The organism is Rhodopseudomonas palustris (assembly GCF_007005445.1).
GTDB lineage: Bacteria > Pseudomonadota > Alphaproteobacteria > Rhizobiales > Xanthobacteraceae > Rhodopseudomonas > Rhodopseudomonas palustris_G.
On record NZ_CP041387.1, the window covers coordinates 3,109,126 to 3,134,135 of the forward strand.

At 66.7% G+C, this 25,010-nt stretch carries 19 protein-coding genes; 5 read left to right on the forward strand and 14 right to left on the reverse strand.

From position 1 onward, the window contains the following. Window positions 1-53: 53 nt before the first annotated feature. The 11 genes from eutC to hpaR form a co-directional block, all read right to left on the reverse strand. Complete coding sequence (gene eutC / locus FLL57_RS14225) at window positions 54-821, reverse strand: ethanolamine ammonia-lyase subunit EutC (RefSeq protein WP_142883212.1); 768 nt, start codon at window positions 819-821, stop codon at window positions 54-56. Between the two features lie 6 nt (window positions 822-827). Continuing rightward, a complete protein-coding gene (locus FLL57_RS14230; RefSeq protein ID WP_142883213.1) occupies window positions 828-2,414 on the reverse strand; it encodes a B12-binding domain-containing radical SAM protein in 1,587 nt (528 codons plus the stop codon). A 225-nt stretch (window positions 2,415-2,639) separates the two neighbouring features. Then, window positions 2,640-4,022 carry an ethanolamine ammonia-lyase subunit EutB gene (locus FLL57_RS14235; protein ID WP_142883214.1) on the reverse strand — a complete coding sequence of 461 codons (1,383 nt, stop codon included), beginning with the start codon at window positions 4,020-4,022 and terminating at the stop codon, window positions 2,640-2,642. Window positions 4,023-4,084: 62 nt separating this feature from the next. Next, a complete protein-coding gene (locus tag FLL57_RS14240) occupies window positions 4,085-5,788 on the reverse strand; it encodes a methyl-accepting chemotaxis protein (RefSeq protein WP_142883215.1) in 1,704 nt (567 codons plus the stop codon). Window positions 5,789-5,841: 53 nt separating this feature from the next. Beyond that, window positions 5,842-6,297, reverse strand: a complete 456-nt coding sequence (locus tag FLL57_RS14245; RefSeq protein WP_013501364.1) for a cache domain-containing protein — start codon at window positions 6,295-6,297, stop codon at window positions 5,842-5,844. A 202-nt stretch (window positions 6,298-6,499) separates the two neighbouring features. After that, window positions 6,500-7,378: a transglutaminase family protein gene (locus FLL57_RS14250; protein ID WP_047307553.1), complete on the reverse strand. Its 879-nt coding sequence runs from the start codon at window positions 7,376-7,378 to the stop codon at window positions 6,500-6,502. Further along, window positions 7,375-9,876 (reverse strand): circularly permuted type 2 ATP-grasp protein, encoded by a 2,502-nt coding sequence (locus FLL57_RS14255; protein ID WP_142883216.1) that lies wholly within the window; start codon window positions 9,874-9,876, stop codon window positions 7,375-7,377. The genes FLL57_RS14250 and FLL57_RS14255 overlap by 4 nt, the downstream gene beginning before the upstream one ends. 25 nt (window positions 9,877-9,901) lie before the next feature. Beyond that, on the reverse strand, window positions 9,902-13,240 hold the full coding sequence (locus tag FLL57_RS14260) for a DUF2126 domain-containing protein (protein ID WP_142883217.1): 3,339 nt from the start codon (window positions 13,238-13,240) through the stop codon (window positions 9,902-9,904). A gap of 283 nt (window positions 13,241-13,523) precedes the next feature. Next, on the reverse strand, window positions 13,524-14,300 hold the full coding sequence (locus tag FLL57_RS14265; RefSeq protein WP_142883218.1) for an HpcH/HpaI aldolase family protein: 777 nt from the start codon (window positions 14,298-14,300) through the stop codon (window positions 13,524-13,526). A 320-nt stretch (window positions 14,301-14,620) separates the two neighbouring features. Next, window positions 14,621-15,706: a malate/lactate/ureidoglycolate dehydrogenase gene (locus tag FLL57_RS14275; RefSeq protein WP_142883220.1), complete on the reverse strand. Its 1,086-nt coding sequence runs from the start codon at window positions 15,704-15,706 to the stop codon at window positions 14,621-14,623. A gap of 40 nt (window positions 15,707-15,746) precedes the next feature. Continuing rightward, a complete protein-coding gene (hpaR, locus tag FLL57_RS14280; RefSeq protein ID WP_142884221.1) occupies window positions 15,747-16,286 on the reverse strand; it encodes a homoprotocatechuate degradation operon regulator HpaR in 540 nt (179 codons plus the stop codon). Window positions 16,287-16,563: 277 nt separating this feature from the next. On the opposite strand from hpaR, the gene FLL57_RS14285 reads away from it, so the two are divergent. The 5 genes from FLL57_RS14285 (at window position 16,564) to FLL57_RS14305 (ending at window position 22,324) form a co-directional block, all read left to right on the forward strand. Continuing rightward, the gene (locus tag FLL57_RS14285; protein WP_047308486.1) at window positions 16,564-16,962 is read left to right on the forward strand and encodes a 5-carboxymethyl-2-hydroxymuconate Delta-isomerase; all 399 of its coding nucleotides are present in this window, start codon (window positions 16,564-16,566) and stop codon (window positions 16,960-16,962) included. Then, window positions 16,955-18,496, forward strand: coding sequence for a 5-carboxymethyl-2-hydroxymuconate semialdehyde dehydrogenase (hpaE, locus tag FLL57_RS14290; RefSeq protein ID WP_142883221.1), 1,542 nt, complete (start codon window positions 16,955-16,957; stop codon window positions 18,494-18,496). The genes FLL57_RS14285 and hpaE overlap by 8 nt, the downstream gene beginning before the upstream one ends. A gap of 169 nt (window positions 18,497-18,665) precedes the next feature. After that, entirely contained in the window at window positions 18,666-19,643 is a 978-nt protein-coding gene (hpaD, locus tag FLL57_RS14295) for a 3,4-dihydroxyphenylacetate 2,3-dioxygenase (protein WP_142883222.1), read from the forward strand. A gap of 154 nt (window positions 19,644-19,797) precedes the next feature. After that, window positions 19,798-20,670 (forward strand): fumarylacetoacetate hydrolase family protein, encoded by an 873-nt coding sequence (locus FLL57_RS14300; RefSeq protein ID WP_142883223.1) that lies wholly within the window; start codon window positions 19,798-19,800, stop codon window positions 20,668-20,670. A 28-nt stretch (window positions 20,671-20,698) separates the two neighbouring features. Continuing rightward, complete coding sequence (locus FLL57_RS14305) at window positions 20,699-22,324, forward strand: thiamine pyrophosphate-dependent enzyme (RefSeq protein ID WP_142883224.1); 1,626 nt, start codon at window positions 20,699-20,701, stop codon at window positions 22,322-22,324. Window positions 22,325-22,598: 274 nt separating this feature from the next. Here the strand turns inward: FLL57_RS14305 and paaE are convergent, their stop codons facing one another. Genes paaE through paaC form a run of 3 tightly spaced genes read right to left on the reverse strand, consistent with a single transcriptional unit; the run spans window position 22,599 to window position 24,960 of the window. Continuing rightward, a complete protein-coding gene (gene paaE / locus FLL57_RS14310) occupies window positions 22,599-23,687 on the reverse strand; it encodes a 1,2-phenylacetyl-CoA epoxidase subunit PaaE (RefSeq protein WP_142883225.1) in 1,089 nt (362 codons plus the stop codon). 8 nt (window positions 23,688-23,695) lie between these two features. Then, complete coding sequence (paaD, locus tag FLL57_RS14315; protein WP_142883226.1) at window positions 23,696-24,199, reverse strand: 1,2-phenylacetyl-CoA epoxidase subunit PaaD; 504 nt, start codon at window positions 24,197-24,199, stop codon at window positions 23,696-23,698. Next, complete coding sequence (paaC, locus tag FLL57_RS14320; RefSeq protein ID WP_142883227.1) at window positions 24,193-24,960, reverse strand: 1,2-phenylacetyl-CoA epoxidase subunit PaaC; 768 nt, start codon at window positions 24,958-24,960, stop codon at window positions 24,193-24,195. The genes paaD and paaC overlap by 7 nt, the downstream gene beginning before the upstream one ends. Window positions 24,961-25,010: the final 50 nt, after the last annotated feature.

Genomic DNA, 25,010 nt, shown 5'->3' on the forward strand with positions numbered 1-25,010 from the left:
GAACCGGAATGCACCAGATTCGCGGCGCAGAGGCGAGTTTTCCCGCCGGCTGATCAAGGCGGCGGCAGTGACGGCACCGGGTCACCGCTTTCGTCCTTGAGCGCAATGCCGGTCGCCTGCCGGGCCAGTCCCTCGCGCACCAGCCAGGCGATCTTGTGCGCCGCCTCGTCCGGCGAAATCCCGGCGGCGTGCACGTTCGACACGCAGTTGCGGTCGGCGTCGGTGAGACCGGGCCGCGGGCCGAACGTCAGATAGGCGCCGAGGCTGGCCGGCGCCGACAGGCCGGGGCGTTCGCCGATCAGCACCACCACCAGCCGGGCGCCGAGCGCGGCGCCGATCTCGTCGCCGAGTGCCACCCGGGCGCCGGTGGCCACCACCGCAGCCCCGATGCCGATCCGTGCCGCGGCCAGCCGCGGCAGCAGATGCCGCACCACCGCGACCGCCTGCGCCGCCACCGCGACCGGCGACAGGCCGTCGCCGATCACCAGCGCGACATCGGCGGCCTTCGCCGCTCCGTCCAGGACTGCGCGCGACGCCGGATCGAGCTGTCGGCCGAGGTCGGGCCGGGCAAGGTACTCTCGCCGATCACCGGCACGGCTGGCGACCTGGAGCGCCGGCAAGCCGAGCGCCTGCAACTCGCTCACCATGGCACCGGCGTCGAATACGGCATGGACCGCGTCGCGGGCGCGAGCGTGGGCCAGAGTGAAATCGAGCAGCGCCTCGGTCGGCAGGCTGGCGCCGGCGCGGCCGAGCGCGACGCGGGCCGGAGTGAGAGAGCGCAACTCGGCGAGCGAGCGCGGTGGCGTGGCGGGAGAGTTCATCGCGGTCTATTCGGCCGGCACCGCAGCTTCGCGCAGGCGCAGCGAGTAGTTCGAAGCGTTGGCGTTGCCGTGCGAGGCCTCGCGCGCGTAGATGATCAGATGGTGCGCCACCACCATCACCGACAGGAAATATTCGAGCTCGCCGCGGACCAGCCGGGTCAGCGCGAACTTCCAGAACGACGCCTTGTAGTCGCCCTTGATGCCGATCCGCCAGACGATGTTCCTGAACATCACCAGGGCGCGCTTGATATTGGCTTTGGAGGCCCGCTGCGGCGTCGCCGGCAGCTTCAGCCGGTGCGTATAGGCGTTGCGGATCTGATGGTCGTAACGCGCCAATAGCGCCGCCGGCTGGTAGGCGCGGGTCATGCAGGTCTTCCACATCGACACTACGTCGTCATAGGGCATCAGGAAGTCGACATTGGAATCGCGGGACTCGTCGTGCACCAGCCGGCCCTCGCGCTCCAGCCGGTCCCACAGCGGCGTCTTCGGCAGCGCCTGCAGCAGATTGATCGTCAGCAGCGGGATCTGCGACTGGTCGATGAATTTCAACAGGAAGTTGCCGGTCTGCGGCGTGTCGGTGTCGAGCCCGAGAATGATGCCCGACACCACCTCGATCCCGTAGCTGCCGATGGTGCGCACGCCTTCCAGGATCGGGACCATCATGTTGTGGTCCTTGTGCATCGCCTTCAGCGCGGTCGGGTCCGGCGTCTCGATGCCGACGAAGATCGTGCAGAAATACGCTTCGCGCATCAGTTCGAGGATCTCGGGCCGCTTGGCGATGTTCAGCGTCGCCTCGCAGGCGAGTTGCAACGCGAAGCCGGTGCGCTTCTGCCATTCGACCAGATGCGGCAAGAGGTCGAGCGCCGCCTTGCGGTTGCCGATGAAATTGTCGTCGACGAAATACACCGAACCGCGAATGCCGCACTCGACCATACGGTCGAGTTCGGTGATGATCTGCTCCGGCGTCTTCAGTCGCGGGTTGCGGCCGTACAGACCGGGAATGTCGCAGAATTCGCACTGATACGGGCAGCCCGACGAATACTGGATGCTACCGAGCAGATATTTGCTGCACTCCGCCAGCTCGTAGGCGGGGATCGGAAACAGCGCCATGTCGAGGCGGTCTTCGGTGGTGAACACGATCTGCCGCTTCGGCCGCGCCACGTCGTGCGCCAGCCTGGCAATCAGTTGATCGGTGGCGTCGCCGAGTTCGCCGACATGCAGATAGTCGAAATTCGGATAGTAGTCCGGGCAGGCGCTGACCGACGGGCCGCCGAGCGCCACCGGCAGATCGAAGGCGTGGGCCCGATTGCAGATGTCGTTCATTTGCTGCCGCTGGATATGCATGCCGCTGACGAACACCGCATCGGCCCAGGCGAAATCGTCGTCGCTGGCAGGGCGGATGTTCTCGTCGACGAAGCGGACCGACCATTCCTCCGGCAGATAGGCGGCAATCAGCAGCAGCCCCTGCGGCGGCATGAACGCCGCGACGCCGTCCATCAACGGATAGGAGTGCTGGAACGTACCGAACGACTTGGTGTAACGCGGGAAGACACACAGAATACGACGACTGGTCTGCCCGGATTCGGCTTTCATCGAACTTTCCCCGCGAACGACACGCTGTCCGTGTTGGTTGCGGCGATCGTCGGCACGGTTCGACCGCCGGCCCCAAAACGGCAAGTCCAATACAACTGCGCGACTTCCGACCGGTTCCCCGCGGCTGCAAAAATCTCGCCCGGATCAGGCGCGCGATGCGCGATCTAACCACGACCGCAATCGAGCGGCCAGCGTTTCTTGACCGGTTTTCGGTCGAGGACACGATCAGGCAATCAGCCGTGCGGCGATTTCCGGCAGCAGGGCACCATCGGTCAACGGGCGACGATCGGGGCCGGCGAAACCGGCGCGCACCAGCCAGTCGTCGAATTCCGGCGCGCGCTTCAATCCGAGCAGATCGCGGACATAGAGCGCATCGTGAAAAGACGTCGACTGATAGTTCAGCATGACGTCGTCGGCGCCGGGCACACCCATGATGAAATTGACGCCGGCGGCTGCGAGCAGCGTCAGCAGCGTGTCCATGTCGTCCTGATCGGCCTCGGCATGGTTGGTGTAGCAGATGTCGACGCCGAGCGGCAGGCCGAGCAGCTTGCCGCAGAAATGATCCTCGAGGCCGGCGCGCACGATCTGCTTGCCGTCGTAAAGATATTCCGGGCCGATGAAGCCGACAACGCTGTTGACCAGCAGCGGCGAGAACGCCCGCGCCACCGCGTAGGCGCGCGCCTCGCAGGTCTGCTGATCGACGCCGTGATGGGCGTTCGCCGACAACGCCGAGCCCTGGCCGGTCTCGAAATACATCACGTTGTCGCCGAGCGTGCCGCGCTTCTGCGCCAGCGTCGCCTGATGCGCTTCGGCGAGCAATGCCAGATCGATGCCGAAGCTGCGATTGGCCGCCTCCGTGCCGGCGATCGACTGGAACGTCAGATCGACCGGCGCGCCCTGCTCGATCAGCCGCAGCGTGGTGGTGACGTGGGTGAGCACGCAGCCCTGCGTCGGGATCGCCAATCGCGCGATGATGTCGTCGAGCAGCCGCACCAACTGGCCGAGCACCGCCGGATCGTCGCTGGCCGGATTGATGCCGATGCAGGCGTCGCCGGCGCCGAGCAGCAGGCCGTCGAGAATGGATGCGGTGATGCCGCGGGCATCGTCGAACGGATGGTTGGGCTGCAGCCGGACGCTCATCCGTCCCGGCAACCCGATGGTGTTGCGGAAACGCGTGACCACGCTGCACTTCTTCGCCACCAGGATCAGATCCTGATTGCGCATCAGCTTCGACACCGCGGCGACCATTTCGGGCATCAACCCAGGCGCCAGCGCGGCGAGCGCCGCCGGCGTCGCGGCGTCCGACAGCAGCCAGTCGCGGAAGCCGCCGACGGTGAGCGAGGCCACCGGCGCGAACGCCGTCGCGTCGTGACGGTCGGCGATCAGCCGCGTCACTTCGTCGGCTTCGTAAGGGATCACCATTTCGGACAGGAATTGCCGCAGCGGCAGGTTCGCCAGCGCCATCCGCGCCGCAACCATCTGCTCGGCACTGTCGGCGGCAATGCCGGCGAGACGATCGCCGGAGCGCGGCGGGCTCGCCTTGGCGAGCAGGTCGCGCAGATCCTCGAACACGAACGAGACGTTGCCGATGCTGTGGCGATAGATCATGGCGTTCCCGGCGCGGGTGCTGCGAGCGCAGCGCAGGCCGGAGGCTAGCAAAGCCGTGCGCGTCAGGCGACCCGCACGGTTGCGAGAAATTTAGCCACCTCGGCGCGTAGCCGGTTGTTCTCGCCGGACAGCATCTGTGCCGAGGTCAGCACCTCGTCCGATGCCGCCCCGGTGTCGGCGGCGCCGCGGTTGACGTTGCCGATACTGGCCGCAACCTGATTGGTGCCGATCGCGGCCTGCTGCACGCTGCGGGCGATCTCCTGGGTGGCAGAGCCCTGCTCACCGACCGACGCCGCGATGGTCGACGAAATATGGGCGATCTTGCCGATGGTGCCGCCGATCTCCTTGATGGCCACCACCGACTCCTGGGTTGCGGCCTGCATCTCGGCGATCTGCGCGCTGATTTCGTCGGTGGCTTTCGCGGTTTGCTCGGCCAGCGCCTTGACCTCCTGCGCCACCACGGCGAAGCCGCGGCCGGCCTCGCCGGCGCGGGCGGATTCGATGGTGGCATTGAGCGCCAAGAGATTGGTCTGGCCGGCGATCGTGGTGATGAGCTGGGTGACGTCGCCGATCCGGGCGGCGGCCTGCGCCAGCTTGGCGATCCGGGCATCGGTCTGTTCGGCCTGCTGCACCGCCTGGTCGGCAATCTTACGGGACTCGCTGACCTGGCGGCTGATCTCCTCGACCGAAGCGGTCATCTGTTCGGTGGCGGAGGCCACCGACTGCACGTTGTTCGAGGTCTGCGACGATGCCGCCGCCACCGTGGTGGCAAGCTGCTGGGTCTCGGCGCTACCCTTGGCGAGCGCGCCGGCGGAGGCTTCCAGCGCCTGCGACGCGATGCCGACCTGCTCGACAATCTGGCCGACCGCGGCCTCGAAACTGTCGGCGAGTTGACGCAGCTCGGCGCGCCGGGCATCGGCGGCCTCGCGATCCTGACGCTGGCGTTCGACCTGCTCGCGCTCCGCCTTGGCGACCGCCTGAACCTTGAACTCCTCCACCGCACGGGCCATCTGGCCGACCTCGTCGCCGCGTTCGAGCCCGGGCAACTGCACCTCGAAATTACCGGACGCCAGCTCGCGCATCGCGCCGCTCATCGCCACCACCGGGCGGGCGATGCCGCGGCCGATCAGGAACGAGAACGCGACACCGACCAATGACGCCACCGCCAGCACGCTGCCGAGCACCCATTGCTCGCGATCGAGCGCGATGCCGGTCTGGGCGATCTCGCGGTCGCGCATGTCGGCCGTCGACAGAATGAGATCGCTGATCTGCCGGTCGATCTCGCCGAAACTCTTCTCCGCGCTCTTGATGAACAGCATCGCCGAGCCGGCGTCACCGTCAGCCATCTCGATCGCGTTCCTGGCCTGCTTCTGATAGGCGGCGACCGCCGCCTTCAATTTCTGGAACGCCGGCTTGGCGGCGTCGGCGCCGATCGCCTTCTCGACCTCGCCGAGCGCGGCCGGAATCTGGCCGATTCCGGCGGCGGCTTCCTTGATGACCGTGGTCAGCTTGGCCGCGTCGGTCTCGTTCGCCGCAGTCGCGGCCATCCGGTACAGCTTGGCGTGCGCGGTCCAGGCGATATTGTTGAGATCGGCGGCGAGCTCCGACAGCCTGACCGGCCCGGACACCAGCCTGTCGACGTTCTGCTGGTTGGTGCGCAGCGACTGCAGCGCGAACGCCCCGATGGCAATCATCACCACGACGAGAAATGCCGGAGCAAGCTGGACCTTCCACGACAAACCGATGTGTTTGATCCAGCTTCTCATCAACGATGTCCCGATATCGATTCAGCAGCGTTCGACGGTGACGTGGGTAGACGTCACATCTTGTAGACGCCCGCGCAGACGGCCGTGTTGTCGAGCCGTTCGCAGTACATCTCCTTGGGTTCGACCTTCTTGCTGACCGGATTGACGAATTTGTAATCCTGCCAGAACGACGGCTGCTTGGCGGCGAGTTCGACGCGCTCCTTGACGTAGAGCTTGCCGTCGACATCCTGCGCTTCGATCATGTCCTTGCCGATGAACTTGGCGTTGGCGCCGTGCGCCAGCACCTTACCGTCGAGCTGATAGACCACGACGTAGAGGTCGTCCTTGACGAACGGGCCGGCGCGATCGCTGATTGCCGGGTAAGTCTTGTCCGCACCGTCGGATTTGATCGCGGCCACGGCCTTCTTGACCATCGCGACGGCATCATCCTTGCTGGCTTCGGCGATCGCGGGAGCGGCGGCGAAAGCCGTGACGGTCGCGGCGGCGATAGCGATGATGTGCTTGTTCATGGAGTATGTCCTCCTGAGAAGGGCTCGGGGCTTCCTGACGCAATCACCCTGACGCTCAAACGCGAACGTAGTGTTAAACAACCACCTCGGGTTGTTACCAGTCGGTCGACGGGAGAATCCATAACTAACTGGCATAGTTGCCATTTTTGCAGCAGTCGGATCGAGACCGAACCTGCGAGACGACCAACGGCTGTCCGATTGGTTACTCGATCGGTATCACGTCCACCGCAACCGAGAGCTTCTGCCGGCGCGAGCCGACGATCACGCCATCCACCGGCGAGACGTCCGAGAAGTCCCTGCCGACCGCCAGGACGATATGGTCGGTGCCGACCAACAGGTCGTTGGTCGGATCGAATCCGATCCAGCCGAGTTCGTTGCCGCACCACACCGAGACCCAGGCGTGAGTGGCGTCGGCGCCCTGTAGCCGCTCCTGCCCTTCGGGCGGATAGGTCCGCAAGTAACCGCTGACATAGGCGGCGGGCAGCCCGAGCCCGCGCAGGCCGGCGATCATCACATGGGCGAAGTCCTGGCAGACGCCGTGGCGCTTCTCGAACACTTCGGCCAGCGGGGTGGAGATCACCGTCGCCTTGGGGTCGTAGCGGAATTCGGTGCGGATCCGCCGCATCAGTTCGGCGGCGCCGGCGAGCACGCCGCGACCAGGGGGAAAGCTGTGCGCCGCATAGCGCGTCACCGCCGGCAGGATCGGCACCAGCGGGCTGGAAAACACGTAGCCGACCGGCGAGGACGCGCCGAGGCTCCGGCTGGTGAGCGCGGCATCGCGCACCGGCTCCCAGGGCTGGCTGCCGTCGCCGCGCGCGGGCGGCTGCCGCGTCACCTCGACCCGCGACCGGCTGTCGATCCGCAGCACCTTGTGCGGCGCCTCGATCACGATGCTTTCGGTCAGCGTACCGAAGTAATCGGTGCGGACGGTGCGCGCCGCCGGTCGCGGCTTGATCTCGATCGCATGCGACAACAGCGTCTGGCCGAAATCGGCGAGCGGCTTCAGCCGCAGCGAACAGCGGGCGAAGCTGACCTGACTGCCGTACGAATAGGTCGTGACATGGCGAATGTCGTAGATCACGCCAGCCCCGTCAGCTTTTCCGGCCGCATCGCGCTGGCGCCGTGCGGGAAGTAGTGCGCGCCGACCGCCTCGGCGAGGCTGAGCAGATCCTGCTCCAGCGCGAACAGCCACGGCGCGTCGATCGCTTCGACCTCGGCCGCCGTCAATTTCGCCAGCACTGACACCGCCAGCCGCTGCGGCCGCTCGATCAACCCGCCTTCGTGCAGCGCCGGCAGGCTGGCGATGTGGTCGTTGAGCTCTTCGACCTGGAACGCCACCGAGCGCGGATTGTAAGGATCGAGCACCGCGAGATCGCGCACCGGCGCCAGCAGCGGCGCCAGCAGATAGCGCGACCGGTAAGTGATCTGCGAGTCCACCAGCGTCAGCAGCACGTCGAGGTCTTCGGCGGTAGCGCCGTCGCAGGAGAACTGCCGGGCGAACCGCGCGGTGTTGACGGCGCGCTCGACGCGGCGGCCGATCCGCAGGAAGCGCCAGCCGGCGGCGCGGTTCATGTTCTCGTTCGACAGGCCCGAGAAGCCTGCCAGCTCCTGCAGCGCCACATCGGCGGCCTGGATCACCGCCTCTTCGCCCTCGACCGGCACCGCGAGACGCGCTTCCATCTGGGTGATGACGTGCCAGGCATCCGGCGACAGCCGCTCGCGCAGCGACGAGGCGTTGCGCTGGGCGGCGCGGATCAGCGACAGCGCCGAGCCGAACTCGTCCGGGCTCTGCAAGGCCTCAGCGGCGATCTTGGCGGTGTGCGCGCGGGGGCCGAGCGAGGTCGCGCCCCAGGCGATCAGCAGCCGCTGGATCTTCTCGATGGCGTGGTGCAGCGGCCCCTTGCCGGGATCGCGCTGCGGCGCGCTCAGCGCACGCAGCAGCCGCAGCGTCGCCTCGGCACGTTCGAGATAGCGGCCGAGCCAGAACAGATTGTCGGCGGCGCGGCTCGGCAGCACGCCGGTGATGCGACGGATGCGAACGCTGTCGACCGCGGGCAGCAGCGAGGATGGCGCCACCGCGTGATCGGCGACCACCCAGACGTCGGCGGCACGGGCGCCCGCGCCCATCGACACCGCCCGCGAATCGAGGCGGTCGGCGATACGGCAGAACCCGCCCGGCATCACCGCCCAGCCCTGTTCGGTGGCGGCGGCGAACACCCGTAGCACGAACGGCCGCGGCGCCAGCTTGCCGTCGTCCCACACCGGCGTGGTCGACAGCCGGACCTGCTCCTGGGCCACATAGTCGAGGCCGCGCGCCGCGATGGCGTCGCGCAGATGATCGCGCACCACCGGCGGCAATTCGCCGGGCAGCACCGGACCGTGATGCGAGAAGCCCGGCACGCTCTGGCCGTAAGCGCCTTCGATCACGAACTCGTCCAGCCGGTCGAGCACTTCCTCGCGCGCCGCCGCCTGGCCGCACCACCAGGTGGCGATGTGCGGCATTTTCAGATCCTCGCCGAGCAGCCGGCGCGCCAAGGGCGGCAGGAAGCCGAGCAGCGAGCGCGCTTCCAGCACGCCGGAGCCCGGCATGTTGGCGACCACGACGCCGCCCTTGCGGACGACGTCGACCAGCCCGGCGACACCGAGCTGCGAGGAGGCGTCGAGCTCCAGCGGATCGAGCGAGTTGGCGTCGATCCGGCGCAGCAGCACGTCGATCCGCTTCAGGCCGGCGACGGTGCGGATGTGCAGACGGTCGTCGGCGACCGCGAGATCGTCGCCTTCGACCAGCAGAAAGCCGAGATAGCGCGCCAGCGTGGCGTGCTCGAAATAGGTCTCGCTGAACCGGCCGGGGGTCAGCAGCCCGATCCGCGGCTCGTCGCGGTCGGCGATCGCGCGCAGGCTGTCACGGAACGCTTCGAAGAACGAGGCGACGCGCTCGACATTCATCGACTTGTAGAGATCGTTGAAGGCGCGCGACAGCACCAGCCGGTTTTCCAGCGCATAGCCCGCACCGGACGGCGCCTGGGTGCGATCGCCCAGCACCCACCACTGCCCATCCGGTCCGCGGCCGATGTCGGCAGCATAGAAGTGAAGATAGCGGCCGCCCGGTGGTTTCACCCCGACCATCGGCCGCAGATAGTCGGCGCTGCCGGCGATCGCGGCGGCGGGCAGCGCGCCGTCGGCGATCAGCCGGCCGTCGCCGTAAATGTCCTGCAGCACGCTCTCCAGCAGCGTCGCGCGCTGGGCGATGCCGGCGGCGATCTGCTGCCATTCGGTCTCGCCGATCAGCAGCGGCACATGGCTGAGCGGCCAGGCGCGATCGACCGCATCGCCCGGCGCCCGATAGGTGACGCCGGCGTCGCGCAGATGCCGATCGGCGGCGGCGAAGCGGCGCTCGATTTCGTCGGCGGACAGAGCTGCGAACGCGTCGAAATAACGACTCCACACCGCGCGTGGCTGGCCGTCGGCACCGATGAATTCGTCGGGGATGCCGGGCAGCCGCGTGTAGTCGCGGGTCCACTGCGCAACCTTGCGGTCGCGCGGTCGTGCCTTTCGGGCCGGGCCGCCTTGCTGCGCCATCGTCTCATCCCCCATGCGGAATGATTCAATGCAGCAGCGGCGTGCGCAAGTCGAGGGTCAGCGGGAATTCAAGTGTGCGTTCTTCCCGGGGCGGATCGATCCGCCCCGGGGTGTGGCCGTGATCCTGGAACCGGGCCAGCCGACGCGCCTCGGCTTCGTACGAGTTCACCGGCTTGGTCTCGTAGGCGCGTCCGCCCGGATGGGCGACGTGGTAGACGCAGCCGCCGAGCGAGCGGCCGTTCCAGGTGTCGACGATGTCGAACACCAGCGGCGCATGCACCGGAATCGTCGGATGCAGCCCGGCAGCCGGCTGCCAGGCCTTGAACCGCACCGCCGCCACCGCCTCGCCGGCACGCGCGGTCGGCGTCATCGGCAGCCGGCGGCCGTTGCAGGTGACGACGTGGCGGCCTTCGACGAAGCCTTCGGCCTTGACCTGCAGCCGCTCCACCGAACTGTCGACATAGCGCACCGTGCCGCCCGCGGTGCCCTCTTCGCCGAGCACGTGCCACGGCTCCAGCGCCTGCCGCAGCTCCAATGTGACACCGCCGTGATACACGCTGCCGAATACGGGAAAACGAAACTCGAGCTGTGCGGTGAACCACTCCGGCTCGAATGCGTAGCCGGCGCGCGCCAACTCGCCGAGCACGTCGCGGAAATCCTCCCACAGATAATGCGGCAGCATGAAGCGGTCGTGCAGCGCAGTGCCCCAGCGCACGAATTTGCCGGAGAGCGGCTCGCGCCACAGCATCGCGATCAGCGCACGGATCAGAAGCTGCTGCGCGAGCGACATTCGCGGATCCGGCGGCATCTCCAGCGCGCGGAATTCGACCAGGCCGAGCCGGCCGGTCGGACTATCCGGCGAGTACATCTTGTCGATGCAGATCTCGGCCCGATGGGTGTTGCCGGTGATATCGACCAGGATGTTGCGGAACAGCCGGTCGGCGAGCCACAGCGGCCCCTTCACGCCCGGCGGCGGCACATGCGCCAGCGCGATCTCCAGCTCGTACAGCGAATCGTGCCGCGCCTCGTCGATCCGCGGCGCCTGGCTGGTCGGGCCGATGAACATCCCGGAGAACAGATAGGACAGCGACGGATGCCGCTGCCAGAACAGCACCAGTGACTTCAACAGATCGGGCCGGCGCAGGAACGGCGAATCCGCCGGGCTGGCACCGCCGACCACGACATGATTGCCGCCACCGGTGCCGGTGTGGCGGCCGTCGATCAGGAAGCGATTGGCGCCGAGCCGCACCTGGGCGGCGTCCTCGTAGAGGCCGAAAGTGGTGCGCACCGCCTCGCGCCAATTCTGCGCCGGCTGGATGTTGACCTCGATGACGCCAGGATCGGGCGTCACCTTGATGACGTCGATGCGCGGATCGTAGGGCGGCGGATAGCCCTCGATGTGCACGCGGATCTGCATCTCTTCGGCAGTGGCTTCGACCGCGGCGATCAGTTCAAGATAGTCCTCGATGGTCTCGGTCGGCGGCATGAAGGCGCACAGCACGCCCTCGCGCAGCTCGATCGACATCGCGGTGCGCACACCTCCCTTACGCAGCTTCTGCTCCTCGACCGGCTGACTTGTCGTCGCCTCGGCCGACTGTTCGAACACCGCCATCTGCTCGCGCTCCGGCTCGGCTTCGTCCGCCGGCGGCGGCGCGAACAGAGGCAGCGCACCGCGCGGCTCCAAGGGATCGCGCGGCACGATGAACGGATAGTCGTCTTCTGGGATGTGCGGCAGCGACGAGATCGGCAGCCGGAAGCCGAGCGGCGAGTCGCCGGGCAGCAGGAACAGATTGCCGCGTCGCAGCTTCCAGCGCTCGCTGCGCCAGCGCTTCTTCTGCGCCGCCGTCGCTTCCGCATTCCACGCCTGGATCGGCAGCACGAAACCGCGCGGCGTATTCAGCCCGGTGTCGAACACCCGCGCCATCCGCGCGCGCTCTTCCGGATCGGCGAGCTTGTTGTCGTGCGGATCGACGTTCGGCGGCAGCGTCGCTTCCTTCTGCAGCCAGTGGGTCGGATCTTCGAACGCCGGCAGCACGTAGTCGGTGTCGATGCCGAGCCTCTTCGCCGTGCCGATCGCGAATTGCTCGGCCTCCTCGACCTTGGCCGGGCGCTGGCCAACCACCGGCGCGATCAGATCGGCATTGTTCCAGATCGGCACGCCGTCCTTGCGCCAATACAGACCGAAGGCCCAGCGCGGCAGGCTTTCACCCGGGTACCATTTGCCTTGGCCGAAATGGAGAAGGCCACCCGGCGCAAACCGCGTGCGCAGGCGCCGGATCAGATCGTCGGCAAGCTTGCGCTTGGCGCCGCCGACCGCGGCGACGTTCCACTCCGGCGATTCCATGTCGTCGATCGACACGAAGGTCGGCTCGCCGCCCATCGTCAGCCGCACATCGTGCGCGGTCAGATCGGCGTCGACCTTTTCGCCGAGCGCATCGAGCCGCGCCCAGGATTCGTCGGAGAACGGCATGGTGATGCGCGGCACTTCGCGGATGCGCTCGACCCGCATGTCGAACTTGAAATCGACATTGGCGAAGCCGACCACGCCGGAGATCGGCGCCGCCGTGCGATAATGCGGCGTGGCGGCGACCGGGATGTGACCCTCGCCGGCGAGCAGACCCGAGGTGACGTCGAAGCCGACCCAGCCGGCGCCGGGCAGATAGACTTCGGCCCAGGCGTGCAGATCGGTGAAATCGTGCGCGGCGCCCTTCGGGCCGTCGAGCGATTCGATGTCGGGGCGGAGCTGGATCAAATAACCGGACACGAACCGCGCCGCGAGACCGAGATGCCGCAGCGTCTGGATCAGCAGCCAGGCCGAGTCGCGGCACGAGCCGGCGCTCTTGGCGAGCGTCTCCTCCGGCGTCTGCACGCCCGGCTCCATCCGGATGATGTAATTGACCCGCTCGCGCAGTTTGGCGTTGAGGTCGACCAGGAAGTTGACGGTGCTTTCGGCCTCGCGCGGAATCGAATCGAGATAGGCTTTGAACAACGGCCCCGGCTCGATCGTCGCCAGATACGGCGCCAGCTCGTGCTGCAGGTCGGCGGTATATGAGAACGGAAAGCTCTCGGCGTAGCTTTCGACGAAGAAGTCGAACGGGTTGATCACCGTCATCGCCGCGGTGAAATCGACCTCGATCTTGAGTTCGTCGGCCTTCTCCGGAAACACGAACCGCGCCAGCCAATTGCCCTGCGGGTCCTGCTGCCAATTGATGAAGTGGTTGGCCGGCGTGACCTTCAGCGAATACGACAGAATCGGCGTCCGGGTATGCGGCGCCGGACGCAGCCGGATGGTCTGGGGGCCGATGTCGACCGGGCGGTCGTATTTGTAATGCGTGACGTGATGAAGGGCGACGTAGATCGACACGAGGGCAGCTCCGGCATTGAATTTGAGCAGAACACCGGAACTCGGGGCGATCAAGTGCGAACAAAGGGCAAGGGGTGCACAAGCGGAAGGCGTCTGGCCCCTCACACACTGCTGTCATCGCCCGCGTAGGCGGGCGATCCAGTATCCCAGAGCGTTTGCAACCGAACACCAATGCTCTGGAATACTGGATCCTCCGCTTTCGCGGAGGATGACGGTGAGTGGGGATTGAAGGCGGTGGCTCTGGAAGACGACGTCGGTGGAGAATGGAGATGGACGCCGGCCCTTACGCCTTCCCGCCCGAGTTCTTCCGCGTCTCGGCGACCCAGTTCCGCGCCCCGATCGCCATGATGCCGCTGTCGTTGAGCAGCGTCACCAGCTTGAAGCCGAGCGCGATGTTGCGGGCGGCGCCTTCGGGGCTGGAGCAATGGATGCCCGGATACAGGCCGCGCTTGTCGCATTCCTTCAGCAGCTTGTCGTAGATCTTCAGGATCTCCGGCTCGTCACGATCGAGCTTCGGCACCAGGCCGTAGGAGAAGCCGAGGTCGGACGGGCCGATATAGACGCCGGCGATGCCCTCGACGTCCAGGATCGCTTCCATGTTCTCGACCGCGGTGCGGGTCTCGATCATCGGGATGCACAGCGTCTCGTCGTTCGCGGTCGCCTGATAAGTCCCCGACGAGCCGTACAGGCCGGCGCGGATCGGGCCGTTGCTGCGGGTGCCGCGCGGCGGGTACTTGCAATACTGAACGAAATTCTCCGCCTCTTCCTTGGTATTGACCATCGGGCAGATCACCCCATAGGCGCCGCCGTCCAGCACTTTGCCGATGATGCCCGGCTCGTTCCACGGCACCCGCACCATCGGCGTCACCGGATGCGCCTGCATCGCCTGGAAGCAGGTGACCATCGATTGATAATCCTGCACGCCGTGCTGGATATCGACCGTGACGCTGTCGAACCCGCACTGCGCCATCACTTCGGCCGAGAACCCCGACGGAATCGCCAGCCAGCCATTGACCACGACTTTGCCGTCGGCCCAGAGTTGTTTGACTTTGTTGGCCATTGTTGCTCCCCGAAGTGCGTTGTTGATCCGCGGACTCACTTATCAAACGATCGTCATCGCTGGGCTAGACCCGCCTGCGGGGCCGAAGCCCTTCGGCGCGGCGAAGGCCCGGCGATCCATCTTGCGAAGAACGATGGATGCGCGGGTCAAGCCCGCGCATGACGCCATGTGACCTGGCCAAGCAGAATCCCTCATGGTGAGGAGGCGCGTAGCGCCGTCTCGAACCATGGGCTGCGTGGATAGCGCGCGCCGCAGCCCATCCTTCGAGACGCCGCGCTGCGCGCGGCTCCTCAGGATGAGGTCGTGCTGGTCGCGATCCATCACGCCGTCGCCGCCTGGATCGCGACTTCGTCGACACCCACCTCGCGGGCCGTGGCAACGATGGCGGCCCAGGTATCGTCGGGGAGCGGGACGCCGTTCTTGGTGCGCTCGGCGCGGGTGCGCGTTTCCGGGTCGCCGGGAATCAGCACTTGGTCGACGCCGGCGATCGGCTTGGCGCTCTTGAAATAATCGACGTAGCGCGTCACTTCGGCGTCGAACACATGCGCCGGATCGATCCGCTTGGGATCGACATAGATCGAGAACATGCCGTTGGCGAACGGCCGGTTCGGGCCGGTGGCGCCATTGCCGGTCAGCGCGCCGCCGAGCAGTTCGCAGATCAGCGCCAGCCCCGAGCCCTTGTGCTCGCCGAACGCGCGGATCGCGCCGGTGCCGTTGGCGTGGTTGATCGGGCCGTCCTTCTCGTGCGGGCCATACAACGTCGCCGGATCTTCGCTCAATGAACCGTCCGCATCGATCAGCGCGCCTTGCGGCAGCTTCTTGCCGCCGCGCGCCGCGACCAGCACCTTGCCTTCCGCGACGATCGAGGTGGCAAGATCGAGCACCACCGGCGTCGCGCCGGGGCGCGGAATGCCGACGCAATACGGCGCGGTCGACAATCGGCGTTCGACGCCGCCGAACGGCGCCACCAGGATCGAGCCCGCGGCGGTGACGAAGTGGATCGACACCAGCCCTTCGGCGGCGGCCATCTCGGCCCAATCGCCGATCCGGCCGATATGGCCGGAGTTCTTCAGCGCGATCGCCGACAGCCCCTGCGCCTTGCACTTGTCGATGCCGATCCGCACCGCCTGCGGTCCCACCGTTTGGCCATAGCCGAACTTGCCGTCGACCACCGCGAGCGACGGCAGATCGACCGGGACGTCGATGGTCTGATCCGGATGCACCGCGCCGGCGTTGCGCCAGCGGATGTAGACCGGCACTCGGATGACGCCGTGGCTGTCATGGCCGGTGAGATTGGCGGTGGTGAGATAGGAACCGATCCGCAGCGCCTCTTCCTTCGACGAGCCGGCGCGTTCGAACACCTGGGCGACGAAATCGATCAGCCGTTTCACCTGCACCGTCACCATTCCGGCGCACTCCGCCGGCCAGCGGTCATGGGCTGTTGCGTCATTCGTCGTCTCCTCCCGGCGCCGCGGACTTCGCCCTCGGTCGTTTTTGTGTGGCGCGAGTTGAGCGAAATTCGGCTTCGCTGTCCACCGCGCTCCCGGCATGGCGCACCGGCATCGCGATCAGACTCGCCTCCAGTACCCGCAGCAGGTCCTGCAGTTCGGCGAGACGATCGCCACCGGTCCGCCGCGTGATCTCGGCATAGATCGCTTCGGAGAACGGCGCCACCGCCGCGATCAGCTTCGACCCCTTGGCGGTGATCGACACCGTGCTGCGGCGCTGGTCGTCCTTCACCAGCTTGCGCGCCAGCAGCTTGCGCGCCTCGAGATCCCGCAGCATCCGCGACAGGCTCGGGCCGAGCAGGAAGGCGCGCTCCGCCAGTTCCGTCACTTCGATCGCCTCGGCGGCGGCGAGCACGCGCAAGATCCGCCATTGCTGCTCGCTGAGTCCATGCGCCCGCAGCAGCGGCCGGAAGTGCCGCATCACCGCCTCGCGGCCGCGCAGCAACAGCATCGGCAGCGAGCGCGAGAACTCGCGCATCGGCGGCTTGCTTTCACCGCGCACGTCCCCGCCCTTGCGAGGCGCATCGCGCAGCAAGCCCGACTTCGGGCGCGCGGCCGGATTGCTCCGTTTGGCGCGCAATGACGGCGGTGAATTCTTTCGCATCGCAGCAGACGCGGTTTCGGTTTGAGCGTCATCATTTAACATGTTAACCAGTAGGCGCGCGACGGTTTTGTTGGATGGACCGTACCGGAATCCGGGCCGGCGACGGCCCCGTGAATTGTTACTTCGGACGACAGACCGAGGCGAGGGATCCATGCCGCATTTCACCATCGAGTATTCCGCCAATCTCGACGACCGCGTCGACATCGCCGACATCGTCGAACTGGTCCGCGTTGCTGCGATCGAAACCGGCGTGTTTCCGGTCGGCGGCGTGCGGGTCCGCGCGATCCGCTGCGAGGCTTACGCGATCGCCGACGGCCGGCCTGGCTTCGCCTTCATGGCGATGCTGCTGCGGCTCGGCGAAGGCCGCGACCTCGCCGCCCGCAAGCGCGCCGGCGACCACATCTTCGCCCAGCTCTCGCACTATCTTGATCCGCTGTTCGGCGACGAGGGATTCGCACTGTCGTTCGACATGGTGGTGAACGACCGGGAGACGAGCTGGAAGCGCAATTCGATCCACGACCTGTTGATCGCCGAGGCCCGCCATGGCTGATGCCGCCACCAACACTTCCGGATTCCAGGCCAATCTCGACCGCGCCGCACCGCTGCTGAAGCAACTCGAGGCCGATGGCATCGGCCATCTGATCGGCGGCGAAATCGTTGCGGCCTCATCCGGCGAGGTGTTCGAGACGGCCTCGCCGATCGACAATGCGGTGCTGGCGCAGGTGGCGCGCGGCACGGCGGCGGACATCGACCGCGCCGCCAAGGCCGCCAAGGCCGCGTTTCCGGCGTGGCGCGACATGGCGCCGGCCAGGCGGCGCAAACTGCTGCACAGGATCGCCGATGCGATCGAAGCGCGCGCCGACGACATCGCGGTGCTGGAATGCATCGATACCGGCCAGGCGCATCGCTTCATGGCCAAGGCCGCGATGCGCGCCGCCGAGAACTTCCGGTTCTTCGCCGACAAATGCACCGAGGCCCGCGACGGGCTGAACACGCCGAGCGACGAGCATTGGAACGTCTCGACCCGGGTGCCGATCGGCACGGTCGGCGTGATCACGCCGTGGAATACGCCGTTCATGCTGTCGACCTGGAAGATCGCGCCCGCGCTCGCGGCCGGCTGCACCGTGGTGCACAAGCCGGCCGAGTGGTCGCCGGTGACGGCCGACCTGCTGGCGCGGATCTGCAGGGACGCCGGCCTGCCGGACGGCGTGCTCAACACCGTGCACGGCTTCGGCGAAGAAGCCGGCAAGGCGCTGACCGAACATCCGGCCATCAAGGCAATCGCTTTCGTCGGCGAAACCGCCACCGGCGCCGCCATCATGGCGCAGGGCGCACCGACGCTGAAGCGGGTGCATTTCGAACTCGGCGGCAAGAACCCGGTGATCGTGTTCGACGATGCCGATCTCGACCGCGCGCTCGATGCCGTGGTGTTCATGATCTACTCGCTCAACGGCGAGCGCTGCACCTCGTCGAGCCGGCTGCTGGTGCAGGCGTCGATCGCCGATCAGTTCATCGAAAAGCTCGCGGCGCGCGTGCGTGCGCTGAGAGTCGGCCACCCGCTCGATCCGGCCACCGAAGTCGGCCCGCTGATCCATCAGCGCCATCTCGACAAGGTCTGCTCCTATGCCGACGTCGCCCGGAAGGACGGCGCAACCATCGCGGTCGGCGGCGCGCCTTACGACGGCCCCGGCGGCGGCCACTATGTGCAGCCGACGCTGGTGACGAATGCCCGCAGCGACATGCAGGTGGCGCAGGACGAGGTTTTCGGCCCGTTCCTCACGGTAATCCCGTTCAAGGACGAGGCCGAGGCGGTTCAAATCGCCAACGACGTCCGCTATGGCCTCACCGGCTATGTCTGGACCGGCAACATGGGCCGCGCACTGCGCGTCGCCGATGCGCTCGAAGCCGGCATGATCTGGCTGAACTCGGAAAACGTCCGCCATCTGCCGACGCCGTTCGGCGGCATGAAGCAATCCGGCATCGGCCGCGACGGCGGAGACTACTCGTTCGAGTTCTACATGGAGACCAAGCACGTCTCGCTGGCCCGCGGCACCCACAAGATTCAGAAGCTGGGGGTGGTGTAGTGCGAAGCCTCTCCACTTGTCATTCCGGGGCGCTCGCGAAAGCGAGCGAACCCGGAATCTCGCCACGAGCACAGTTCATGTCCACGATCTCGGGATTCCGGGTTCGCGCCTTACGGCGCGCCCCGGAATGACGTTGCAGAACTAACATCCAGTACTGGGGACCTCGCTAATGCCGGTGCCGCAACACGTGTTCGACCCGCCGTTCAACATCGTCCGCGCCAGCCATGTGGTGCTGGACGTCGTCGATCTGGACAAGAGCGTCGCGTTTTACGACCAGATCATCGGCCTTCACGTCGAGGACCGCGACGACGCCACCGCGTATTTGCGCGGCTGCGAGGAGCATCAGCATCACTCGCTGGTGCTGCGGAAAGCCGACGCGCCCGCCGCGGCGCGGCTCGGATTCAAGGTCGGCACTGAGGACGATCTCGACAAGGCAGGCAGCTTCTTCGCCGAGAACGGGCTGATCTACAGCTTCGTCGACCGCCCCTATCAGGGCCGCACCCTGCACGTCACCGATCCGTTCGGCTATCGGCTCGAACTCTATGCGACGATGGAAAAGCGGCCGCATCTGCTGCGCCGCTACGAGCGCTATAAGGGCTGCCATCCGCAGCGGTTCGACCATTTCAACGTATTCGCGGCCGAGACCCAGGATACGGTCGACTTCTATGCGCGGCTCGGCTTCCGCCTCACCGAATACGCCGAGGAAGACGGCGAAGGCGGGCGCATCGCCGCAGCGTGGATGCACCGCAAGGGCAACGTTCACGACTTCGCACTGACCAACGGCCGCGGGCCGCGGCTGCACCATTTCGCCTATTGGGTGCCCGGTCCGCTCAACATCATCCACCTCTGCGACGTGATGGCATCGAGCGGGCTGGCTCTCGAACGCGGCCCCGGCCGGCACGGCATCTCGAACGCGTTCTTCCTCTACGTTCGCGATCCCGATGGCCACCGCGTCGAGCTGTATTGCAGCGACTACCAGACCATGGACCACGACCACGAGCCTTTGCGCTGGTCGCTGCGCGACCCGCGCCGCCAGACGCTGTGGGGGGCGCCCGCCCCGCGCTCCTGGTTCGAACAGGGCTCGCCGTTCCTCGGCCAAGAGGTCCGCGAGCCGGCCTTCGTAGCCGATGTGGTGATTGCGGATTGAACCTCGGATGCGCACACTCGAACCATGAAACTCGTCATTCCGGGGCGCTCGCGAAAGCGAGCGAACCCGGAATCCAGAAGTTCAGAGCACCTCGGGATTCCGGGTTCGCGCCTGACGGCGCGCCCCGGAATGACGGCATCAAAGGTTGATCACCATGCCCACCCCTCGCCTCGCAACCTTCACCGTCAACGGCCTCACCCGCTACGGTGCGGTGTGTGATCATGGGGTGGTCGATCTGTCGGCCCGCCATGCCAACGACTATCCGACCCTGCGCGAGGTGATCGCGGCCGGCGCCCTGCAGCGGATCGTCGACGAAGCCGATCACACCGCGCCTGACTTTGCCCGCGACGCGGTGGTGTTTCAGCCGCCGATTCCGCAGCCGGAAAAGATCATCTGCGTCGGGGTCAACTATCCGGACCGCAACGCCGAATACAAAGACGGCAGCGAGGCGCCGAAATTCCCGTCGATGTTCATGCGCACGCCGCGCTCCTTCGTCGGCCACGGCGCGCCGCTGGTGCGGCCTAAGGCCTCGAAGCTGCTCGACTATGAAGGCGAGCTGACACTGGTGATCGGCCAGGGCGGCCGTCACATCAAGGAAGCCGACGCGCTGAACCACATCGCCGCGATCACGCTGTGCAATGAAGGCACGATCCGCGACTGGGTCCGCCACGCCAAGTTCAACGTGACCCAAGGCAAGAACTTCGATCACACGGGCAGCCTGGGACCGTGGCTGGTGCCATACACCGATGAGTCGCAGATCGCCGACATCCGGCTGACGACGCGCGTCAACGGCGAGACCCGACAGGACGACCGCACCTCGCGGATGATCTTCGGCTTCCGCTATCTGATCGCCTATATTTCGACCTTCACCACGCTGGTGCCGGGCGACCTGATCGTCACCGGCACCCCGGCCGGCGCCGGCGCCCGCGCCGAGCCCCCGGTGTATCTGAAGCCGGGCGACGTCATCGAGGTCGAGGCCGACGGCATCGGCATCTTGCGCAACGGCGTGATCGACGAAGCCGAGTGATTCTTCCCAGCAAGCAGTGGATATCCAGATGAGCATCATGACCGGCGGCGAAGCCATCGTGCAGGGCCTCGTCGCGCACGGCGTCGATACCGTGTTCGGCCTGCCCGGCGCGCAGATTTACGGCCTGTTCGACGGCTTCGCCAAAGCGCAACTGAAAGTGATCGGCGCCCGGCACGAGCAGGCCTGCGGCTACATGGCGTTCGGCTACGCTCGCGCATCCGGCAAACCGGGCGTGTTCAGCGTAGTGCCCGGCCCCGGCGTCCTGAATGCCTCGGCGGCGCTGCTCACCGCATTCGGCTGCAACGAGCCGGTGATGTGCCTCACCGGCCAGGTGCCGAGCGCGTATCTCGGCAAGGGCCGCGGCCATCTGCACGAGATGCCGGATCAGCTCGCGACCTTGCGTAGCTTCATCAAATGGGCCGAACGGATCGAATATCCGGGCAACGCGCCGGCGCTGGTGGCGCGCGCGTTTCAGGAGATGATGAGCGGACGCCGCGGTCCGGTGGCGCTGGAGATGCCGTGGGACGTATTCACGCAGGCGACCGAAACCGGCGCTGCGCAGCAACTCGATCCGATCGCAGCGCCCGCGCCTGATCCGGATCGCGTCGCCGCTGCGGCGAAGCTGATCGCAGCGAGCAAGCGGCCGATGATCTTCGTCGGCGCCGGTGCGCTGGAGGCCGGCGACGAGATTCTCGAACTCGCCGAGATGATCGACGCGCCGGTGGTGGCGTTCCGGTCGGGGCGTGGCATCGTCAGCAACCGGCACGAACTCGGCCTCACCTTCGCGGCCGCCTATCAGCTCTGGCCGCAGACCGACCTGATCATCGGCATCGGCACCCGGATGGAGCTGCCGACCACCTTCCGCTGGCCGTTCCGCCCCGAGGGGCTGAAGTCGGTGCGGATCGACATCGATCCGGCCGAGATGCGGCGGTTCGCGCCCGACGCGGCGATCGTGTCGGATTCGAAAGCCGGCGCCCGCGCGCTCGCCGATGCGGTGAGCAAGGCCGGCTATTCCAAGACGAAAGGCCGCCGCGACGAGATCCGCGCCGCCACCGCGAAGACCAACGAAGCGATCCAGGCGATCCAGCCGCAGATGTCGTATTTGAAGATTCTGCGCGATGTGCTGCCGGACGATGCCATCGTCACCGACGAGTTGTCGCAGGTCGGCTTCGCCTCCTGGTACGGCTTCCCGATCTATCAGCCGCGCACCTTCCTCACCTCCGGTTATCAGGGCACGCTCGGCTCCGGCTTCCCGACTGCGCTCGGCGCCAAGGTCGCCTGCCCGGACAGGCCGGTGGTGGCGATCACCGGCGACGGCGGCTTCATGTTCGGTGTGCAGGAACTCGCCACCGCGGTTCAGTACAACATCGGCGTGGTGACGCTGGTGTTCGACAATTCCGCCTATGGCAATGTCCGCCGCGACCAGGTCAATCTGTTCGACGGCCGCGTGGTGGCATCCGATCTGGTCAATCCGGATTTCGTCAAGCTGGCGGAATCATTCGGCGTCGGTGCAGCACGCGTCACCTCGCCCGACCACTTCCGCCCTGCGTTGGAAAAGGCAGTCGCCGCCGGCGGCCCGCAACTGATCGCCATCGACGTGCCGCGCGACAGCGAAGCCAGTCCCTGGCCGTTCATCCATCCGGCGAAGCCGTAAGCCCGCCCCGTCGTCATTCCGGGGCGCTCACGAAGTGAGCGAACCCGGAATCTCGAGCTGTTCAGCCTTATCGTTCCACAACCTCTGGATTCCGGGTTCGCGCTACGCGCGCCCCGGAATGACCGGTATCATCAACGTCATTGCGAGGAGCGCAGCGACGAAGCAATCCAGCTTCACGGAGCATGGCGCTGGATTGCTTCGCCTGTCGACTCGCAATGACGGCACGCGGCGCCCCGGAATGACGAGTGGAGACGGGAGTGCGCCCCTCCTCTGCTCACAGATGATCGTAGTCCACCACCACCCGGTCGGTGGTCGGTTTGGCCTGGCAGGTCAGCACGAAACCGGCGGCGAGCTCCCAGGGCTCCAGTGAGTAGTTCAGGTCCATCTTGGCCTCGCCCTCGACCAGCTTGGCGCGGCAGGTCGAGCACATGCCGCCCTTGCAGGCGAACGGCAGGTCGACGCCGGCGCGCAGCGCGGCGTCGAGGATCGCCTCGCCCTCGGCCACCGGCACCTCGCGGCGCTTGCCGTCGATGATCAGCGACGCCATCGCCTTCGGTGGGGCGCCCGGCTCGACCACCGCCTTTGGCCGCGGCTTGCCACCGAGCCCCGACACGAACCGTTCGACGTGGATGCGCTCGGCAGCGATGCCGAGGTCGCGGCAGGTGGTCTCGACCTCGTCGCTCATGCCGGTCGGACCGCAGACAAAGACGTGATCGACGCTTGCGGCCGGCACCATCGCGGTGAGCAGCAGCCGCACCTTGTCTCGGTCGAGCCGGCCCTGCATCACCGGCACGTCCTGCTCTTCCTGCGACAGCACATGAAACACCGCGAACCGGTCGAGGTAGCGGTCCTTCAGCGTCTCCAACGTGGCGCGAAACAGGATCTGATCGGTGGTGCGGTTGCCGTAGAACAGGAAGAACCGGCTGCCCGGCTCGCGCGCCAGCACGCCCTTGATCAGCGACAGGATCGGCGTGATGCCGCTGCCGGCGGCAAAGCCCACATAGGTGCGCGTGTCTTCCGCCGCGTGCAGCGCGCCGAACCGGCCGGTCGGCGTCATCACCTCGATCGTATCGCCAGCCTTCAGCTCCTCGGTCGCCCACACCGAGAACGCGCCGCCGTCGACCTTCTTCACCGCGATGCGCAGTTCGCCGTCGTCCGGGCCGGAGCAGATCGAATAGGAACGCCGCACTTCCTCGCCGTCCATCGTGGTGCGCAGTGTCAGATACTGGCCCGGCACGAACTGATAGGCGCCCGTAAGCTCCGGCGGAATCGCAAAGCTCAGCGAAATCGCGTCGCGACCCTCGCGGCGCAGATCGGCGATGATCAGCGGATGAAAGCGCGGAATGCTGGCAGAGATGTTCATGGCGGCGCTCAATGGCATTTGAAGTAATCGAACGGTTCGCGGCAGCTCTTGCAGCGCCACAGCGCCTTGCACGAGGTCGAGCCGAATTCGGACAATTGCTCGGTGTCGGTCGAGCCGCACTGCGGGCACGCGATTTCGAGAGCGCCGAACAGCGCCCGGCGCGAGCCGGTCGCCTGCGGCGGCGCGATGCCGTAATCCTTCAGCTTGGCGCGGCCGGCCTCGCTCATCCAGTCGGTGGTCCAGGCCGGCGCCAATACTGTCTTGACCCGCGCATCCGCGATTCCGGCGCGCGCCAGTGCGGTCTCGATTTCGAGCGCGATCATGTTCATCGCCGGACACCCCGAATAGGTCGGTGTGATCGCAACCTCGACGCGGCCTTGCTCGACGCGGACCTCGCGCAGCACGCCGAGATCGGCGATGCTCAGCACCGGGATTTCCGGATCGCACACCGTGGCGGCGGCATCCCAGGCGCGCTGCCGCAGCTCGGCGTCGCTCCCCGTCAGCGTCACCATTTCAGCCCCGGATAGGTCCGCTGCATGTGCTGCAACTCGGCGAGCAGCCGGCCGAGATGCTCGGTGTGTCGGCCGGTCCGGCCACCCTGCTGCATCCACGAATTGCTCGGCACCGTCAGGGGCGCTTCACGCAGCACGGTCTCGATCGTGCTTTGCCAGGTGCCGCGCAGGCTCGCCGGATCGACCGCAACGCCGGTCTCGATCAGCTTTCGTTCGGCATCGTCAGTCTCGAACAGCTCGCCGGTGAACGCCCACAGCGCATCCACCGCATCCTGCGCGCGGGCGTGGCTTTCATCGGTGCCATCGCCGAGCCGGATCATCCATTCGGCCGCATGGCGGAGGTGATAGGCGCTTTCCTTTTCCGACTTGGCGGCAATTGCGGCGAGCGTGGCATCGGACGATTGCATCATCGCCCGCCAATACGGATCGGCGAACGCCGAATAGAACAATTGCCGGGCGATGGTGCGGGCGAAGTCGCCGTTCGGCTGCTCGACCAGCAGCAGATTCTGGTATTGCCGCTCCTCGCGCAAGTAAGCGAGCTGATCCTCGCCGCGGCCCTGGTCCTCGACCTGCCCGGCATAGCTATAGAGTTCACGCGCCTGGCCGATCAGGTCGAGCGCGATGTTCGACAGCGCCATGTCCTCTTCGAGCATCGGCGCATGCCCGCACCATTCCGACAGCCGATGCCCGAGCATGAGCGCATCGTCGGCGCGGCGCAGCGCGAAGGTGAAGAGCGGGGTGTCAGTAGTGGTGAGGGACATGCACGCGTCTCGCTGAGATTTGTCGAGCCTTCCGTCATGGCCGGGCTTGT